This is a genomic window from Acidobacteriota bacterium (genome assembly GCA_018001935.1).
In the GTDB taxonomy this organism is placed as follows: Bacteria; Acidobacteriota; JAAYUB01; order JAAYUB01; family JAAYUB01; genus JAGNHB01.
Genome location: JAGNHB010000001.1, coordinates 111,375 through 129,062, shown reverse-complemented (window position 1 = coordinate 129,062; position 17,688 = coordinate 111,375). Strand labels below are relative to the sequence as shown.

Genomic DNA, 17,688 nt, shown 5'->3' with positions numbered 1-17,688 from the left:
CAAGGTGCCTCCATGTCCGTTCGCATCACCAGCCGGCAGAACCCCCGCGTGGTGGCCCTGCTCCGCCTCCGGCGGCTTCCCCCCTCGGAAAGCGGGTGTTTCTTCGTCGAGGGCGAAAAGCTGCTCGGGGAAGCCCTCCGATCGACCCACCGCATCCGGGCCCTCTTCGTTCGCGAGGGGTCGGAAGGCGTTCTGCCCGAGAACCTTCCCCCCTGCGAACGGGTGACCGTCTCCGACGGGGTGATGGCCAGGCTGAGTTCCCTCAAGTCGCCGTCCGCGGTCCTCGCCGAAGGCGTCATCGACCGCCGCCTTCTCCTGGAACGACCGGCGCCCCCCGGGCCGTGGCTGGCACTCGACGGCCTGCAGGACCCGGGGAACGTCGGCGCCATCTACCGGTCGGCCGCGGCGTTCAGCCTCCCCTTCCTGATTCTGATCCCGCCGGCCCCCGACCCGTTCAGCGAAAAAGTCATCCGGGCCTCGGCGGGGGCGAGCCTCCGCGTCCCCACCTGGAGACCGGCCTCCGTGGACGCCCTCCGTGCGGAAGCGGACCGGGCGGGCCTGGGCATCGCCGTGCTCCACCCCCGCGGCGAAACCGACCTCACGGCACTTTTGGCCGCGGAACGATTTCTTTTCGTCGTCGGCAACGAGGGGCACGGCGTCTCGGAGGCGATCGTCTCCGGGGCCTCGCTCAGGGTGCGGATCCCCACGTCGTCGTGCACGGAATCCCTCAACGCCTCGACCGCCGCCTCCCTGCTTCTCTTTACGCTGGATCGCGGGTACCGTTCCGGTCTTTCCTGAGGTATAATGGGTTCACAGACGAGAGAGGAACGAAGCGGCATGGGCGGTCCATCAGAAACGCACGCAGAATCCCCCCCCACCGGGGCTGAAGCCCGGGGGAGGCCCCCGCTGGCGGAGCGGATGCGGCCGACCGCGCTGGAGGACTTCGTCGGGCAGGAACACCTGCTGGTCAAGGACAAGCCCCTCCACCGGCTCATCCAGTCCCGGCGCCCGCCGTCCATGGTCCTCTGGGGGCCGCCCGGCTCGGGGAAAACGACACTCGCCCTCATCATCGCCCGGCTGCTGGAGACGCAGATCATCTCCTTCAGCGCCTGCCTGACCGGCATCAAGGAAGTCCGGGAAGCCATGTCGGACGCCGCGTTCTTCCGTGAGAAGACCGGCAACCGCACCATCATCTTCATCGACGAGATCCACCGCTTCAACAAGGCCCAGCAGGACGCCTTCCTCCCCTTCGTCGAAAAGGGCCAGATCCTGCTGATCGGGACCACCACCGTCAACCCCAGCTTCGACCTGAACCCCGCCCTGCTGAGCCGCCTGAAGGTCTTCTCCCTGCGGAGCCTGTCGCCCGGCGACGTGGAAAGAATCCTCCACCGGGCGGTCGGCGACCCCGAAAACGGCGTCGGCGACCCGCGGCTGTCCCTCTCCCCGGAGATCCTCATCAAGATCGCCCGGTTCTCAGACGGCGACGCCCGCCAGGCCCTCAACCTCCTCGAGGAACTCTGCGCGTTCGCGGAAAGCCGGTCGGACGGGGCCGCCCCCATCGTCCCCACCGACGACGACCTCCGGGAGGTCCTCCACCGCAAGGTCCTCCGCTACGACAAGGACGGGGAGGAGCATTACAACCTGCTGTCCGCCCTCCACAAGTCGATGCGGAACAGCGACCCGGACGCGACGGTTTACTGGGTGGTCCGCATGCTCGAGGGGGGGGAGGACCCCCGAAACATCTGCCGACGGATCATCCAGTGCGCTTCCGAGGACATCGGCCTGGCCGACGCCCAGGCGCTTCACCTGGCGGTGCGCGCCTGGCAGGCCTACGAATTCCTGGGGCTCCCGGAAGGCCGGCTGGCCATCGTCCAGGCAGCGGTCTACAACGCCCTGGCGCCGAAGTCCAACACGATCCTCAGCGCCTACCTCGCCGCGGCGAAGGACGTGGCCGAATCCTTCCAGGAACCGGTCCCCTTCCACCTGAGAAACGCGCCCACGGCGCTGATGCGCGCCGAGGGTTTCGGCGACGGTTACCTCTACGCCCACGACTACCCGGAGGGGACGACCGACATGCCGTGCCTGCCCGAAAGCCTCTCGGGCAGGTCGTACTACCTCCCCTCGAACGCGGGGACCGAGTCCCGGATCGCCGAGAAGCTGAGGGAAATTCGTCAGCGGAAGGAGCAATTCACCTTGAACCGCCCGAAACGTCGGCGATAAAATAAAAAACGGGTCGGTTTTCTGTTTACATCCGATCCGAAATGGGATAATATCTCTAGGAAATTTAGGGGTTTCGAGGGCTTTAATGGGTGACAGGAAAATCTTGGTAGCTGATTACAACACGCGAGATCTTCAACAGATGAAAAAGCTGTTCGGGGACGCGGGTTACGAAGTGATCACCGCCCAGGACGGCAAAGCGGCCCTCGACCTTTTCGCCCAGGAACAACCCGACGTGGTGTTGCTATCCGCCATGTTATCCAAGGTTAACGGATTCGACGTCTGCCGGCAGATCAAGGAGAGCGACAGCGGCAAGGGAACGGCGGTGATCATCGCCACCTCCGTCTACAAGGGCCAGAAGTACCGCGTCAAGGCCATTCACGAGAACAAGGCCAGTGAGTTCGTCGAAAAGCCCATCCCCGACGAGCAGCTTCTCGAGATCGTCCGCCGGTACGCCGGGGAAACCCAGGCCCTGATCAGCTCGAAGCGCGACTCCATCCGGGAGAAGCAGCGGGAGATCGCCGAGGAGGTCGCCGAGGAGAGCACGATCGACTCCATGCTGGACGCCTCCCTGAAGCCCTCCACCGCGAGACCGGTTTCCCCGTCCGCGGCCCCGCCCGAACCCGTGAAGGCGCCCCCCCCGGTCGCCAGGGTCCGGCCCGGGCCCACCGCGGCGGAGCCCGAGCCCCGCGTCCTCGACGTTGAAAAACTCCTGAAGGACGAGATTGCGTCCACGGTCCTCGCCCAGGAGGTCAAGAGCGCACCCGTGGACAGCGACGAGTCCCTGGACCGGTTGCTGAGCGACACGCTCTCCGGCCTGGGCATCTCCCTCGACACCAAGGACCGGGCCAAGGCGCCGAAACCCGCCCCGGCCCCAGCTCCCGTGGCCGCGGCCGCGGCCGCCCCGGCCGCTCCGGCCGCTCCGGCCGCGACGGCCGTCGCCCCCGTCATGCCCGACACCGGTCAGCTCAAGATCAAGCAGCTCGAGGAGGACATTCTCCGGGACAAGGATGCGGAAGACAGCGCAAAGGCGGTCGAGCGGCTCATGATGTCCTTCGACACCGACCTCGAGCGGAAGCTCAGCGACACCCTCAGCGGCGTGGGGCTCTCGGACACCAGCATCGGGAAGGTCATCGAGTCGCCCCGCCCCGAACCGGAGGAAGAAGTCGTCGAGGAGGGCCAGAAGTTCGGGGAGTACGCCCTCATCGAGAAAATCGGCCACGGCGGGATGGCCGAGCTGTTCAAGGCCAAGAAGCGCGGGCACGAGGGCTTCCAGAAGATCGTCGCCATCAAGCGGATCCTCCCGCACCTCTCCGACAACAAGGAACTGGTGACGATGTTCATCGACGAGGCGAAGATCGCCGCGCAGCTGACCCACCAGAACATCGCCAACATCTTCGATTTCGGGAAAATCGACAACTCCTACTACATCGCCATGGAGCACGTCGACGGGTTCGACCTGAAGAAAGTGCTCAGCAAGGCCAAGGAAATCAAGATCCGGGTCCCGCACAAGATCGCCGCCTACATCGCGCTGCAGATCGCCAGCGCCCTCGACTACGCCCACCACAAGAAGGACTTCAACAACAAGGAGATGAACATCGTCCACCGGGATGTCTCACCCCAGAACATCCTCATCTCCCGGGAAGGCGAGGTCAAGCTGGTGGACTTCGGGATCTCCAAGGCCGAATCGAAGATTCACCACACCGTGAAGGGCGCCCTCAAGGGCAAGTTGCTCTACATGAGCCCCGAACAGGCGTGGGGGAAGAACGTCAACAAGTCCTCGGACATCTACTCCCTGGGTATCGTCCTCTGCGAGATGGTGAGCGGCAAGGTGCTCTTCGAGGACTCCTCGGAGTTCGACGTTCTGGAAAAGGTGCGCTCGGGTAAAATCCCCCTGCTCGACAACGAGTTGAACAACCTCCCGCCCCGTCTGAAGCAGATCGTGGACAAGGCGCTGATGATCGACTCCGCCAAGCGCTACCAGAATGCGGCCTCCATGATCAAGGACCTGCACGATTACCTGCACGCGGGCGGGGCGGTTCCGACCCCGAAGGACCTCGCCCAGATCCTGATCCGGGTGTTCCCCGACTACTTCGGCTTGAAAGAGGCCGAAGTCCAGCACCTGTCCTTCGACGAGTTCCAGGAAGGCGCGGAGAGTGCGGCGCCGAAACCGCCGAGCGAAGAAACGGTCCTCCTCGGCCAGGACGAAATGGCGGGCCTCCAGGCGATGCCCGTCGAAACCCGGGCCCGGGCGGCAGCCCCCCCCGCGGTCAACGAGGAGATCATCGTCTCCAGCCAGGCGAAGCCGGCGGATAAACCCTCTTCCGCCCCGACCGCCCCGTTCCTCACGCCGGTCGCGGCAGCCCCCGCGAAGCCCATGGAGCCCCCGACGCCGACGCCGCAGCTCAAGCCGGCCGCGGATCAGCGGAAACCGCTGGAAATCCGGAAACCGGCCGAGGCCAAGAAGGCCCCGGAACCGGTCAAACCGCCCCCGAAGAAGGCCCCCGAGCCGAAAAAACCCGTGGAAGTCAGGAAGGCCCCGGAACCGGTCAAGGCCCCCGAACCGAAGCCGGCCCCGGCGGCCCCGGCCGCCCCCAAGGCCCCCGTGGTTCCCAAGGCCCCGGTCGCGCCCAAGCCGGCGGACGACAAGTCGCCGACCAAGCTGCTGAAAGAGCAGAAACGAGCCAGCCAGGCCCCCGCGTTCACCGCCGCCGCCCCCGCCGGCAAGCCCTTCCCGAAAGGCATCCTCATCGGGGCCGCCGCGGGCGTCGTGATCATCATCCTGCTGATCGTCCTCTTCATGGGCGGCGGCAAGAAAGAGCCGGAACCTGCGCCGGGGACCCGGCAGGAACAGGCCGGCCCCTCCGAGCCCTCTTCGGAACCTGGAACGTCCAGCGGTGAACCCGCGCCCGGGGAGACGGGGGAGACCCCGTCCTCGACCGCGCCCGGTCCCTCTCAGACCGCGCCCGTCGCCGGAACCCGCCCCGATGCCAAGACGCCCCCGCCCGGGACGCCCCAGCCGCCCCAACCCGTCCGCCCCAACGTGCAACCCGCGGCGATCGGCGTGATCCCGGGCGCCCAGGGGACCAGCAGCGTTCCGCTCCCGACCTCCGGCCTGCCCTTCCTGCCGCCACAACCGGCCCCGGCGGCCCCGGCCCCCGTGCCCACGGCGCCCGCGCCTCCGCCGGCCACGGCGCCCCGCCCCGCGGCCACGCCCGCGGTCCAGCCCCGGAGCGACTTCCAGCTCGGGTTGCCCACGGCGCAGGACCAGGTGAAAACCGGGGACCTGGTCGCCCTCACCTCGGACGTCAAACCGCCCAAACCCGTCGCTCAGCCGTCTCCCTCGAACCCCTCCGACGCGGCCAAGCGGATCAACATCCGGGGAAAAGTCACCGTCACCTGCGGGTTGCTGGTTTCCCACACCGGCGCCGTGGAGAAGGTCATCATCCGGAGCGTGAGCCCCCCGAACGCCGGCCCCATCTACTCCGGGCCCGTTCAGTCCGCCCTCGCCAAGTGGCGGTACACCCCCGCGGAGAAGAGCGGGGTCAAGGTCAAGGTGTGGACCAACGTCACCCTGGCTTTCGAGGTCAGATAACAGACTATAATCTACCGGATGGGAGGTATTATCATGGAGTTGAGTAAGGAACAGCGCAAGTTTTACGAAGAGACCCGCGAGATGGCCCGCAAGGAGATCGAGGACATCGATCGGAAGATCGAGGAGGAACTGGCCCGGGTCAAGCAGCGGTTGATCGAGTTGCAGAACAGCAAGAAGGCCACCCGGCAGATTTACGACGGCGCCTGCATGCGGCTGGGCGTCAAGAGCGAGCTCTCCGAGTCCACCGTGGACATCGCGAAGGAAATCGCTTCCTAGCCTTTCCGCCATCTTACGAATCGAACGGGATGCTCTCGCCCCCAGCGAAGCATCCCGTTTTTCTCCCCGACGCCGGCCTGGCCGCACCTCCCGGTTTTCGGCCGGGGCCCGCGGGGACGCCGGGAACGGGGGAACATGCAAGAGGCCCTGCTCTACCAGCGAATCGAGGATGACGCCGTCCGGTGCGGGCTCTGCGCCCACCGGTGCAGGGTCTCCCCCGGCCGGAGAGGGGTCTGCGGGGTCCGGGAAAACCGCGGGGGAACGCTCTTCTCCCTCGTCGCGGACCGGATCGTGGCCGAGCACGTGGACCCCGTCGAAAAGAAGCCCCTCTACCATTATCAACCCGCCTCCCGATCCTATTCCGTCGCGGCGGAGGGGTGCAATTTCCGGTGCCGCTTCTGCCAGAATTCCGCCATCTCCCAACTGCCGCTCCGGGGCGGGCCGCCGGCGGGCAGGGCCGTCACCCCGGACGAACTCGTCCAGGCGGCCCTCGACAGCCGGTGTCGCAGCCTGTCCTTCACCTACACCGAGCCCACCGTCTACTTCGAACTCGCGCGCTCCACGGGCATCCGGGCCCGGGAAAGAGGCCTCGGGAACGTGTTCGTGACGAACGGCTACATGACGGCGGAAGCCGCCGAAGCCTGCTCCGCTTTCCTCGATGCCGCCAACGTCGACCTGAAGAGCTTCTCGGAGGATTTCTACCGGGAGGTCTGCGGCGGGAGCCTGCAGCCCGTCCTCGACACGATCCGGCGCCTTTCGGGCGCCGGGGTTCACGTCGAGGTCACGACCCTCCTGGTGCCGGGCCTCAACGACTCCCCCGGGGAGATTGCACAGATCGCCCGTTTCCTGGCGGGAGTGCACCCGGAGATCCCCTGGCACGTGTCCGCCTTCCACCCGGACTACCGGATGACGGACCGCCCCCCCACCCCGCCGGAAAAACTGCTCGAGGCCCATCGCATCGGGACCGGGATCGGGCTGAAACACGTCTACTGCGGGAACGTCCCGGGCCTGGGCCGGGAGGACACCGCGTGCCCCGCCTGCGGCGCCCTCCTGATCGAGCGGCGCGGCTTCCGGGTGGTCCGCAACCGGCTCGACCGCCCGGCTTGCCCGGACTGCGGCGCCGCGGTCCGGATCATCCTCTGATGAAGGGACGCACTTCATGAGCGTGCACCTCACCCTCGGGACCGCCGGCCACATCGACCACGGCAAGACGACCCTCCTCAAGGCGCTCACCGGGATCGACGCGGACCGCCTCAAGGAGGCGAAGGAACGGGGCATCACCATCGACATCGGGTTCGCCCACTGGGTGGACCCGCCGTACACCCTCGGGTTCGTCGACGTGCCGGGTCACGAGCGCTTCGTCAAGAACATGCTGGCGGGGACGGGGGGCATCGACGGGATCCTCCTGGTGATCGCCGCCGACGAGGGGATCATGCCCCAGACCCGGGAGCACTTCGACATCGCCCGGCTGCTCGGCGTCCGGGCAGGCGCCGTGGTGCTGACCAAGACCGACCTGGCAGACCCCGACCTGCTGGAGGTCGTCGAGGTGGAGGTGGCGGAGATGCTCGCGGGGTCCTTCCTCGACGGCGCCCCCGTCATCCGGTTCAGCGCCGTCACGGGGGAAGGGCTCGACACCCTGAAGACCGTGCTCCGGGACCTGGCGGATTCGAAGACGGCCGACCGGGAGGAACGCATCCCCCGCCTGTTCATCGACCGGGTCTTCACCCTGAAGGGCTTCGGCACCGTGGTCACCGGGACGGTGCGCGGGGGCCCCATCCGGAAGAACGACACGATGGTGGTCTCGCCCGCGGGCACGGAAGCGAAGGTGCGGAACCTCCAGGTCCACGGCGCGGAGGAGGACGTCGCCCTCCCGGGGCAGCGGGCGGCCCTGAACCTCTCCGGGGTGGGGCACCAGGCCATCGAGCGGGGGGTGGTGCTGACCACGCCCTCGGGCCTGATCCCCTCGACCTCGATCCTGGCCAGGGTCCAGCTCCTCCCGTCGTTTCCCCGCCCCGTCCGGAGCGGGGTCCCGGTGCACTTTCACCTGGGCAGCGCGGAGATCCTGGCCCGTCTCCGCTTTCTCGGGCAGAGCGCCCTTTCCCCCGGGGAGGAAGGTTTCGCCCGCGTTCTCCTGGAGTCGGCCACGCCGGCCCTCCCCGGCGATCACTTCGTGTTCCGCCAGTACTCGCCGCTGATCACCATGGGGGGCGGCACCGTGCTGGAGAACCACCCCGAGATGCTGCGACGGCGCAACTCCCTCGTCCTGCGCGAGCAGCTCGGCGCCCTCGGGACCTCCGGCGAGACGGGCCTGCTGCGCCACCTCCTGGGCAATGCCGTCGGCGGCGGCCTGGCGCTCGGCGAACTGGCGGCCCTGACGGGGTTGCCGGTCGAACCCCTGGCCGCCCGGTTGGCGGCCGCGCCTCCCGACGCCTGTTTCGTGTCGTGCACCGCCGACAACACCTTCTGGGCCCTCTCCCGAAGCATCGACGAAGCGGGCGCGGAAATCCGGGACAGCCTGGCCCGTCACTTCGAGAAGAATCCCTACGCGCCCGCCATCCGCAAGGACGAGGTCCTGGGGCGTTTCCGGAGACTGAGGGAACCCCTGGTGCGGCACGTCCTCGACCGCCTGGCCCAGGCCGGCCACCTGCGGGCGGACGACGAGCGGCTGACGCTCCCCGGCCGCCCCGAGGATCTCGCCCGGCGGCATTCCGCCTTCCTCGAAGCCCTCGACCAGTTCCTCAGGGACGCGGGCCCGACGGGAGTCGACCGGGAGAGCCTCGAGCCCGTCCTCACGCGGTGGGAGCCGGCCGCCCCCGGGGCGTTGCTCGACTATGCCCTCCAGACGGAACGGGTCATCCGGGTTCACGACGGGTTCTACCTCCACCCCGCCATCCTGGACGCCTTCGTTTCCACCCTCCGGGCGAACTTTTCCCGGGAGACGGTGTTCGACGCCGCCACCGTGCGCGACCTGGTCGGCCTCTCCCGCAAGCCCGTGATCGACCTTCTCGAGTTCCTGGACCGGCGGGGGGTGACCCTGCGCATCGGCAACGGCCGCCGGCTGAAATGACGCGCCCGACGGCCGGGATGAAATCGTTTGCTTTACACCATGGGGTAAGATAGTATCTTCGCATTGCATGATATGGAGGCTGAATTGAACCTCGGCGTCACAGAACTTCTCATCATCCTGGCCATCGTCCTCCTGCTCTTCGGGTCGACGCGGATCCCGCAACTGGCGAAGGGGCTCGGCGAGGGCATCCGCAATTTCAAGACCTCCCTGAAGTCGTCGGAGAAAGGCGAGGACGAGAAGGACAAACCCAAGGCCCCCGAAAAATAATGTCCCTGGCAAGCAACATCAAGACCTTCCCCCTGGCCGAACTCCTGCAGTGGTTCTCGCTGTCCCGCAAGTCAGGTATCCTCCTCATCTCCGCCGAAGCCCGCTACGTGAAACTGACCGTCCTCCGCGGCCACCTCGCCAACGCCGTCAGCAACGACCCCCAGCGGCGCATCGGCCAGTTTCTCCTCTCCCGGGGGTACATCGACGAGAACACGCTCATGGAGGCCCTGAACCACCAGGAGGGGGAACCCAGCGGGAGTCTCCTGGGGGAGATCCTCATCCGCAAGGGCCTGATGACCTTGCAGGCGCTGGATTCCGCCATCCGGGAGCGGGCGCAGGAAACCGTCTACGACCTGTTCCTGCTGGAGGACGGGAGTTTCCTGTTCGACGAGGAAGCCGGGATCCCCGACGATTTCCCCGACCTGAACCTGAGCCTGGACTTCCTGGTCCTGGAGGGCATGCGCCGCAAGGACGACTGGCGGCGTTTCCGGGAACTGATGCCCTCGCCCGACATCCGCCTGCGGGCCGTCCCCGGGGCCATCCCCCGGATGCGCAAGCTGTCGGAGTTCGCCATCTCGATCTGGGGCAGGCTCAAGGATCACGACCACTCCCCGTCCGAACTCGTCATGGAAACCCGGCACTCGGCCTACGACGTCTTCGAGGCCCTCTACCGTCTCTTCGAGCAGGAGTGCATCGATTCCATCTCGGAACCCGTCGTCCTCCAGCCCGAGCTGAGGCCGGCGCCCTCGCTCGAGGAAGCGGAGGAGGGCCTCCGGGAAATGGTCCTTCGCCGGGAGTTCACCCGGGCCTGGGAAACCGTCGACGACCTCCGCCGGGGCGGCGCGGACGTGGTTTGGCTCGAGAGCACCGAAAAGTGGCTGGTCAACGAGGAGCACTCCTACCTGATCCTGAAGTTCACCCCGCTGATGGCCCCTTTCGTCAAGAAGGAGTTTTCGGGGATCCGCAAGGAGGAGATCTCCCCGAAAGAGGCCTTCCTGCTCAGCCGCCTGGGCGAGGGGATGAACATCAAGATGCTCTCCCAGATCATGCCGCTGGGGGCGACCGAGATCCTGCGCCTCCTGGACGACCTGGAACGGAAGGGCATCATCGGCCTCCGCTGATCGGTCTTGATGCCCCCGCCACAAGTCGCCAATTGGATATTTCCCGCGAATAACGCCAATAGACGCGAATAGCGAATACAAAGAAATACGATGGCTTTTGATATTCCGATTCGCGACTGTTCGCGTGATTCGCGGGCTGCAAGGGGCTTTTCGCGGGGATTCCGGCTTTGGCGGCCCGGCCGGCCGTGGGCATTGACGGATTGTAACCGGGCCGGTTTTCGTTTATAATGGGTTCGATCGCGCGGCAAATCACCGGTAACTCAGAGGAAGGAGCGATGGCCGTCAGCGGGCCGTTTTCAGACAGAGCGCATCGGGTCCTGGTCGTCGATGACGACGACCTGGTCCGTGAGATGGCGGTGGACCTGTGCGCCGAGTCCGGGATCGAGGCCCTTTCGGTGGCGTCCGCCGACGGCGCCCTCTCGTTCCTCACGGACCCGCGCTCCCCCGAGGTCCAGCTCGTGATCATGGACCTCATCATGCCCGGGACGAACCCGCTGGACGCCATGGAGACCATCGTCCGGCTTCACCCGGGGCTGCGGGTGATCCTCATGAGCGGTGACGACCCCACGGAGGAATTGCGGAAAGCCCTTCGGGTGGCGGGTGTAACCTTTCTCAACAAGGCGAACCTGGTCGAGGAACTCCTCCCGCTGTGCCGCGGGGAGTCCTCCGCCCGGGACCCCGGTTCACCCTGACGGCCTCGAGCCGAGGCCGCATCGGAAAAATCCACTGCCAGGAGAAGACATGATGCGTCAACCCAACGTCTTTCGTCGAAAATTGATCATGGTGTTTTTCCTTGTCGCGGTCGTCGCTGTCGGCCAGGCCCTCGCCGACATCATCATCGAGCGCGCATTCTACGGTTACGGCCAACGGGGCAAAAACGTCACCAACCTGCTCCAGTCCTACATCCGCGGCGACCGGATCAACGTCCAGGTCACCAACGCCAACATGGGTGGAGACCCCTACCCCGGGAAGATCAAGAACCTCCGCGTGGAGTACAGGGTCCGCAGGGACGGCGAGATTCGCCAGGCCAACGTCATGGAAAACGACTGGCTGGTCATCGAAGGGAGACCCGGGGGGCCGGGGGGACCGGGGCCCGGACCCGGGGGGCCCGGGCACGGACCGGGGCCGGGACCGGGCTACGGGCGTCTCGAGATCCTCGATGCGCGGTACGGGGCCAAGGGAATTTTCTGGGACGTGACCAACCGCCTCCGGCGTTACATCCGGGGGGATCGCCTCCGGATCGTCGTCTGCAACGAGAACCTGGGCGGCGACCCCCTGCCGGGGGCCGACAAGCGGCTCACGGTCAGCTATGCCTACAACGGTTCCCGCCGCCAGGTGGTGGTCCCCGAATACCAGTACCTCTCCCTCCCGGACATGGACGGCGACCCCGGCGGCCCGCCCCGGCGGGGACGGCTCGAGATCCTGGACGCCGACTACGGCTGGGGCCGCAACTGGCGTGACGTGACCCGGATCCTCCGGGACCGGGTCTACCGGGATCGGCTGGAGATCTACGTCAGCAACCGGAACCTCGGGGGAGACCCCGCCCCGGGCAAGGACAAGGAACTCCGGGTCACCTACCGCTACCGGGGGCGCCAGTACACGATTTCCGCTTCCGAGTACGAGTACCTGATCTTGCCCGAAGACATCGGGTATTGATCCGTCATCGTCCCCCATCCCCCGCCCCGGCGGGGGATTCCGTTTTAAACCCCGGGAGCGGGGCGGTGAAGACCCCGCTCCGGTCCCGTCACGGTCCCGTTCCGGCACCGGGCGGAGGACGCGGATGTTCGTGACACCATCGCGCAGAGGTGAGGGATGGAACTGATCAGCCAGCACACCAAGGCCATCATGGAAGGCTGCAAGGCCAGGGCGTCCGCGGCGGGGCTGGTCTTCGAGGACGAGACCCTGGAGTACATCGTCACCAACCGCGACCTCCTGGAGCTGGGTCCCAAGAACATGATCCCGACCCTCTACGACTACTGGGTCAACGACGTAGAACTGTTGAGGGAGAAAGGCCGTTACGAGCTTTACCCGGGCAACCCCTACGAGACCGTCATCAACACGCGCCCCGCCATCTCCTTTTACAACGACAACAACCCGGACTGGCTGAACGTGATGATCTTCTACCACGTCCTGGCCCACATCGACTTCTTCCAGAACAACCTCTTCTTCGCCCGGACCTGGAACGACGACTTCAACGGGCGCGCCCTGGCGGACAAGCGCCTGATCGCCAAGCTGAGGGCAGACAAGGGGCGGCAGCTCGACTACGTCATCGAATTCGCCCGCGGCATGGACAACCTCGTCGGCTACTTCCGTGAACTCTCCCGGTCCGGCAGGGAGGGTAAAACGCGCCCGGGGCGCCTGGACTACTACTTCGACGTTTTCCTTCAGCAGGAACGCAAGGTCCCGGTCCACGACTACCTGAAGGAGGTCGACCGCTACAACGCGCTGCTGAAGAAGTACGCGGACCAGGCGGAACGGCTCTTCTTCGCCGAGGTGATCCGGGATCACCCCGAGTTCGAGGCCCTGTTCGCGAAAAGCGGCCAGGAGCGGAAGGTCGAGGCCCTCGACGCCATGGATCACGTCCTGGAGCACTCGGCCTTCCTCAACCGCTCCGAAAACCGGTGGATGAAATCGGTGATCCAGGTGGTCCGGGACACGTCGGTCTTCTTTCAGCCCCAGATCCGGACCAAGATCATGAACGAGGGGTGGGCGAGCTACTGGCACAACCGGCTCTTCCTTACCGACGACCGGATCCGCGGCCACGAGGTGGATTACGCCCGGGTCAACGCCGGCGTCACCGCCATGCCCCGCGTTGGGCTCAACCCCTACGCCCTCGGGATGAAGCTGTTCGAGTACCTCGAGGAGTCTTCCGACAAGGGCCGGTACCGCTGGGATTTCCAGAAGGTCCGGGACCACGACCGACGCCGCGCCTGGGACGCCGGGACCGGTGAAGGCCGGGGCCTCATCTTCCAGGTCCGGCGGGAACTCTGCGATTTCACCTTCGTCAACCGTTTTCTCGAACAGGATTTCCTCGACCGGAACCACCTCTTCGTCGCCGGCCGGCGCTTGAACCGGTCGCGGATGGTCTGGGAGTACTTCGTCCGGAGCCGGAAGGTGGAGGACTACCGGGAGATGATCCTCCACCATCTCTACCACCCGCCCTTCGTTCAGGTGGACGCCGGCCGTTCCGTGGAGGGGCTTCTCTACCTCGACCATCGCTTCGAGGGCAAGCCGCTCCTCGCCGAGTTCGTCCCGGCCGTGCTGATGGGGATCGAGTACCTCTGGGGCAACACGGTCAAGCTGGAGACCAGCGAACGGGTGGACGACGGGCCCCACAAAGGCAAGGTCACCGACGACGGAGACGAGGACGCCCCCCCCCGCGAACTCAAGTTCCGCCGGGTGGTCTACACCATGAAGAACCGGAAGCTCACCCGGACCAACCTCTGATTTCTTTTCCCCGCGGGAACTTTTTGGACGGCCAGGTCGTTTCGTTGGTTGAGCGGCAAGGGAGCACGGAATGGAAGCCGATCGCGAAAGTCAACTTCTTGAACGATGCGCCCAGGGTGACGAAGCCGCTTGGAGCACCATCGTGTACGCCTACCAGAAACTCGTTTTCAACATCGCCTACCGGTTCACCGGACGGTACGACGCGGCCGAGGACATGACCCAGGAGATCTTCCTGAAAGTCTACCGCTTCATCAACCAGTTCCAGAAGCAGCGGGGCGAGTTTCGAAGCTGGCTCTGCGTGATGGCGCGCAACCACCTGATCGACACCTCCCGCAAGGAAAAGCGGGGCTGGTTCCGGTCCGGCGGCACCGAGGAGCTGGAGAAATACGATTTCCAGGCGGATTCCGACTCTCCCCAGCGCCACGTGGAACGTCAGGACACCTCGTCTTTCGTCCACGAGTGCCTCCGCCAGCTTCCGCCCGAAACCCGGAACGCCCTGGTCCTCCGGGAAATCGAGGGCCTCAGCTACGAGGAGATCGCCGAGACGCTCAAGGCCCCCCTGGGGACCGTGAAGTCCCGGATCAACCGGGGCCGGATCGAGTTGGCCCGGATCGTCAACATGCGCAGGATGTCCCTCTATTCCGAGGCGAGCCCGCCGGTGCGGGAAAGGAGCGAGCATGGACTGCCGTGAGTTCGAAGACCTCGTCGGCGCTTACGTGGACGGTGAACTGACTGGCAAACCCCTCCACGAGTTCGAGAGCCACCGGCGCAGCTGTTCCCTTTGCGCCCTGCTCATGGACACGGTGCTGGACAATCGGGCCGTCTTCTCCGCGATCCCCGAGGTCGACCCCCCGCCGGAACTCGCCCGGAGAATCCTGGAGGCCACCCGGCGCCCCCGGTTCTCTCCGCTGGGGTTTCTGAAGTCGCTGCTGCACCCCGCGCCGATCCTGTCCTTCCATCAGCGGCGCCTGGCGGCCGCCGCACTGGCCTGCCTGTTCCTGGTGGCGGTGGGGTACAACCTGCTCAACGCCCCCGTGGCGCGAAACCTGGACCCGACCGGAGGGTCATCGCCCGTGCTGGACAACCTCACGAACAAGGTCGTTCACCGCTTCGTCAAGCTCTACGAGGGGGCCTCCGAGGCGTGGGACTCCGTGGTGATCTTCACCGAGAAGGCCCAGGTGTACCTCGAGACCAAGTGGGAACAGGTGAAGGACATCTTCAGCCCGCGCGACAAGAAGAAGGAAACGCTCCCCCGGAACGACAAGAAAGACCCCAACCGGTCCGGCATGGAACGGAGCTTCCCCGACACCATCGCGCTTCTCGGGGTGTTTCCCGGGAGTTTCGTCCCTGAGAGGGCACCCTGTGCGTCCATCCCGAGCCGGGCCCTCCTGCCCGGACTCGTTTAAAGGAGAACCGCCATGAACTGCGTCAATCACCCCGAGGTCCCGTCCGTTGTCGAGTGCGCCGTCTGCAAGCGTCATTTCTGCCCCGCCTGCGCCGGGAACATCGGCGGCGACCCCGTCTGCACCGAGTGCGCCAAGGAAGCGGTGAAGCGGTACCGGGAAAACCCCAACCGCACCGTGTCACCCGCCGCCGCGGCCTGGCTGGCGGTCATCCCCTGCGTGGGGGCCATCTACAACGGGACCTACGTCAAGGCCTTCTACCAGTTCCTGGGGTTCGTCGTCATCCACGAACTGATGCAGAACCAGCTGGGTTTCGGCATCCCGGCGAACATCGTCTTCTACGTGTACACCATCGTCGACGCGTACCGCACGGCCAAGGCGCTCAACGCGGGAACGTACCGGCCGGAGCCCCTGCCCTTCGAGAACCGGCTGAACATGAACCTGGTCAAGGGGGCCGTCCTCGTCCTCATCGGGTGCCTGTTCCTGCTCAACAACCTCGACTTCGACCTCGAGTTCCTGCACCGGTACTGGCCCGTCCTGATCATCCTGGCGGGGTTCTACATGGTCTTCGTCCGCGGGTTCGGTCAAAACAAGGACGAGGCGGACCTCACGGGGAGAATCCCCCGCGACGGCGGCTTCGGGAAGGAGTGAACCATGTCGAAGCGAACGGCACGATCCATCCAGGGCGGACTGCTGCTGATCTTCCTGGGCTTCCTCATCCTGTACGCCAACATCCAGAAAGACTACAACTTCCTCAGCTGGATCTTCCGCTGCTTCCCCCTGCTGTTGGTCTACATCGGCGGGGTGAAGGCCTGGAACTACTTCCACAAACCCGGCGAGGAGGAGGCCGGCGCCCCCCCGAAGCCCGTCACCTTCTCCGCACCCCTGCTGTGGGCGGGGTTCGGGGTGATGCTCCTCTTCGTCACGCTCGGCCGGACCCCTCACGTGTGGGCCGTGCCCGGCACCTATTGGCCGCTGCTGGTCATCCTGGCGGGGATCGGCAAGCTGGTGGACGCCGTCCACCCCCGCAGGACCGTTCGCTTCTTCGCCGGGGAGATCGTGTTCCTCATCCTCCTGGCGATCTTCGGGGCCGGCATTCACCAGGCCTTCCAAAACCTTCGCTATCTGCCCGAGGAGATCCGCAGCCTCCTCTTCCAGTCGCAGCGCATCCAGTCCGTGCTGCACTGCAAGGCCGGGAACACCCGGGGCCTGATGCTCGCCCACGAGGTGGGAAACATCTCGTTCCAACCCTCCACCGACGGGAACCTCACCGTGACCTTCGACAGCGTCGTCTACACCGACAGTGCCACCGAAGCCCGCGCCGTCGCCGAGGAGGTCAAGGCGGCCACCCGGGTCCGGACCGAGGGCGAGTACCTCGTGCTGGAACCCGGCCGCGACGACCGGGCCGTCGTGAACCTGGTCATCACCGTCCCGAAAGGCTTCATCCTCCGGGTGGCCAACGACCGGGGCGACGTCGCGGCCTCCAACCTGGAAAGCCCGCTGGCGCTCGACGTGGAGAGCGCCGACATCTACGTCCGCTCCCACCGGGGGCCCGTCACCGTCAGCGGCGAGCACCGCCTCTGGGGCGACATCACCCTGGAGACCGTGACCGGGGACGTCTCGCTCAGCGGGGCCCGGAACGCGGACATCTTCCTGTTCAACATCACCGGGTCCTGCACCCTTTCGGACTGTTACCACTGCGACATCCGCGGTTCCTCCGGGATCGGCGACCTCCGGGTGACCGCCGAGCGGTCCGACCTCCGGGTCAAGGGCCAGAACGGGAACGTCAAGGCCGACCTCGACCGTTGCGAGGCCGTCTTCGAGGGAATCCGGGGCACCCTCACCGCGAAGAACTCCCGTCACCTGCTGAAGGTGATCCGCCCGGTCGGGGACGTCACCCTCGAGAGCGAGGGCGGCGACGTCATCGTCTCGGGCTTCCCCGAGTCTCCCACCGCCCGCCTGGGCGTCGACGTGCGGAACGGTGACGTGGAACTGCGCTCGCCGTCCCTTCCCGCGGAACGGAAGATGTACCTCTACGCCATGGACGGCGAGATCGAATCCGACTTCCCCCCGGGGGTCCTGACCGCCTCCACCGGCAGCAAGGGGCCGATCTGGAGCAACGGGAAACCGGAGGAAGCCACCCTCCGCTGCGTGACCCAGTCCGGCGACATCCGCCTGGTCAAGCAGTGACGTCCGGGGGCCGGCGCTGTCGGCGCCCCGCCGGCGGCGCGGACCCGGGCTCACCACCCGGTTCCCGCCGGCAGCGGTCCGCCGCGGGGCCCTCGTTTGCGCCCC

15 protein-coding genes are annotated in these 17,688 nt (G+C 66.3%); all 15 read left to right on the top strand.

Annotated elements, in window-relative coordinates; genetic code table 11:
- Positions 1-12 precede the first annotated feature (12 nt).
- The 15 genes from KA419_00515 (at position 13) to KA419_00445 (ending at position 17,583) form a co-directional block, all read left to right on the top strand.
- Positions 13-798 carry an RNA methyltransferase gene (locus KA419_00515; GenBank protein ID MBP7864401.1) on the top strand — a complete coding sequence of 262 codons (786 nt, stop codon included), beginning with the start codon at positions 13-15 and terminating at the stop codon, positions 796-798.
- Positions 799-837: 39 nt separating this feature from the next.
- Positions 838-2,220, top strand: coding sequence for a replication-associated recombination protein A (locus tag KA419_00510; protein ID MBP7864400.1), 1,383 nt, complete (start codon positions 838-840; stop codon positions 2,218-2,220).
- A 139-nt stretch (positions 2,221-2,359) separates the two neighbouring features.
- Positions 2,360-5,812 carry a protein kinase gene (locus KA419_00505; protein ID MBP7864399.1) on the top strand — a complete coding sequence of 1,151 codons (3,453 nt, stop codon included), beginning with the start codon at positions 2,360-2,362 and terminating at the stop codon, positions 5,810-5,812.
- A gap of 33 nt (positions 5,813-5,845) precedes the next feature.
- Entirely contained in the window at positions 5,846-6,088 is a 243-nt protein-coding gene (locus KA419_00500; protein MBP7864398.1) for a hypothetical protein, read from the top strand.
- Between the two features lie 135 nt (positions 6,089-6,223).
- Complete coding sequence (gene amrS, locus KA419_00495) at positions 6,224-7,231, top strand: AmmeMemoRadiSam system radical SAM enzyme (protein MBP7864397.1); 1,008 nt, start codon at positions 6,224-6,226, stop codon at positions 7,229-7,231.
- A 16-nt stretch (positions 7,232-7,247) separates the two neighbouring features.
- Positions 7,248-9,155: a selenocysteine-specific translation elongation factor gene (selB, locus tag KA419_00490; GenBank protein MBP7864396.1), complete on the top strand. Its 1,908-nt coding sequence runs from the start codon at positions 7,248-7,250 to the stop codon at positions 9,153-9,155.
- 72 nt (positions 9,156-9,227) lie between these two features.
- The gene (tatA, locus tag KA419_00485; protein MBP7864395.1) at positions 9,228-9,422 is read left to right on the top strand and encodes a twin-arginine translocase TatA/TatE family subunit; all 195 of its coding nucleotides are present in this window, start codon (positions 9,228-9,230) and stop codon (positions 9,420-9,422) included.
- Positions 9,422-10,543 (top strand): DUF4388 domain-containing protein, encoded by a 1,122-nt coding sequence (locus tag KA419_00480; protein ID MBP7864394.1) that lies wholly within the window; start codon positions 9,422-9,424, stop codon positions 10,541-10,543. The genes tatA and KA419_00480 overlap by 1 nt, the downstream gene beginning before the upstream one ends.
- Positions 10,544-10,818: 275 nt before the next feature.
- Entirely contained in the window at positions 10,819-11,235 is a 417-nt protein-coding gene (locus tag KA419_00475; protein ID MBP7864393.1) for a response regulator, read from the top strand.
- Positions 11,236-11,284: 49 nt separating this feature from the next.
- The gene (locus KA419_00470; GenBank protein MBP7864392.1) at positions 11,285-12,199 is read left to right on the top strand and encodes a DUF3395 domain-containing protein; all 915 of its coding nucleotides are present in this window, start codon (positions 11,285-11,287) and stop codon (positions 12,197-12,199) included.
- Between the two features lie 156 nt (positions 12,200-12,355).
- Positions 12,356-13,990: a SpoVR family protein gene (locus KA419_00465; protein ID MBP7864391.1), complete on the top strand. Its 1,635-nt coding sequence runs from the start codon at positions 12,356-12,358 to the stop codon at positions 13,988-13,990.
- A gap of 70 nt (positions 13,991-14,060) precedes the next feature.
- Positions 14,061-14,681, top strand: coding sequence for a sigma-70 family RNA polymerase sigma factor (locus KA419_00460; GenBank protein ID MBP7864390.1), 621 nt, complete (start codon positions 14,061-14,063; stop codon positions 14,679-14,681).
- The gene (locus KA419_00455) at positions 14,668-15,396 is read left to right on the top strand and encodes a zf-HC2 domain-containing protein (GenBank protein ID MBP7864389.1); all 729 of its coding nucleotides are present in this window, start codon (positions 14,668-14,670) and stop codon (positions 15,394-15,396) included. The genes KA419_00460 and KA419_00455 overlap by 14 nt, the downstream gene beginning before the upstream one ends.
- Positions 15,397-15,408: 12 nt before the next feature.
- Positions 15,409-16,044 (top strand): hypothetical protein, encoded by a 636-nt coding sequence (locus tag KA419_00450; protein MBP7864388.1) that lies wholly within the window; start codon positions 15,409-15,411, stop codon positions 16,042-16,044.
- Between the two features lie 3 nt (positions 16,045-16,047).
- Entirely contained in the window at positions 16,048-17,583 is a 1,536-nt protein-coding gene (locus KA419_00445; protein ID MBP7864387.1) for a hypothetical protein, read from the top strand.
- Positions 17,584-17,688: the final 105 nt, after the last annotated feature.

What these genes read in the sequence shown, in the direction of transcription:
- KA419_00505 (MBP7864399.1), top strand. Translation starts at nt 2,360, where the DNA reads ATGAAAAAGCTGTTCGGGGACGCGGGTTACGAAGTGATCACCGCCCAG.
- KA419_00480 (MBP7864394.1), top strand. Translation starts at nt 9,422, where the DNA reads ATGTCCCTGGCAAGCAACATCAAGACCTTCCCCCTGGCCGAACTCCTG.
- selB (MBP7864396.1), top strand. Translation starts at nt 7,248, where the DNA reads ATGAGCGTGCACCTCACCCTCGGGACCGCCGGCCACATCGACCACGGC.
- KA419_00500 (MBP7864398.1), top strand. Translation starts at nt 5,846, where the DNA reads ATGGAGTTGAGTAAGGAACAGCGCAAGTTTTACGAAGAGACCCGCGAG.
- KA419_00515 (MBP7864401.1), top strand. Translation starts at nt 13, where the DNA reads ATGTCCGTTCGCATCACCAGCCGGCAGAACCCCCGCGTGGTGGCCCTG.
- KA419_00460 (MBP7864390.1), top strand. Translation starts at nt 14,061, where the DNA reads ATGGAAGCCGATCGCGAAAGTCAACTTCTTGAACGATGCGCCCAGGGT.
- KA419_00445 (MBP7864387.1), top strand. Translation starts at nt 16,048, where the DNA reads ATGTCGAAGCGAACGGCACGATCCATCCAGGGCGGACTGCTGCTGATC.
- KA419_00465 (MBP7864391.1), top strand. Translation starts at nt 12,356, where the DNA reads ATGGAACTGATCAGCCAGCACACCAAGGCCATCATGGAAGGCTGCAAG.
- KA419_00470 (MBP7864392.1), top strand. Translation starts at nt 11,285, where the DNA reads ATGATGCGTCAACCCAACGTCTTTCGTCGAAAATTGATCATGGTGTTT.
- KA419_00510 (MBP7864400.1), top strand. Translation starts at nt 838, where the DNA reads ATGGGCGGTCCATCAGAAACGCACGCAGAATCCCCCCCCACCGGGGCT.
- tatA (MBP7864395.1), top strand. Translation starts at nt 9,228, where the DNA reads ATGGAGGCTGAATTGAACCTCGGCGTCACAGAACTTCTCATCATCCTG.
- KA419_00455 (MBP7864389.1), top strand. Translation starts at nt 14,668, where the DNA reads ATGGACTGCCGTGAGTTCGAAGACCTCGTCGGCGCTTACGTGGACGGT.
- KA419_00475 (MBP7864393.1), top strand. Translation starts at nt 10,819, where the DNA reads ATGGCCGTCAGCGGGCCGTTTTCAGACAGAGCGCATCGGGTCCTGGTC.
- KA419_00450 (MBP7864388.1), top strand. Translation starts at nt 15,409, where the DNA reads ATGAACTGCGTCAATCACCCCGAGGTCCCGTCCGTTGTCGAGTGCGCC.
- amrS (MBP7864397.1), top strand. Translation starts at nt 6,224, where the DNA reads ATGCAAGAGGCCCTGCTCTACCAGCGAATCGAGGATGACGCCGTCCGG.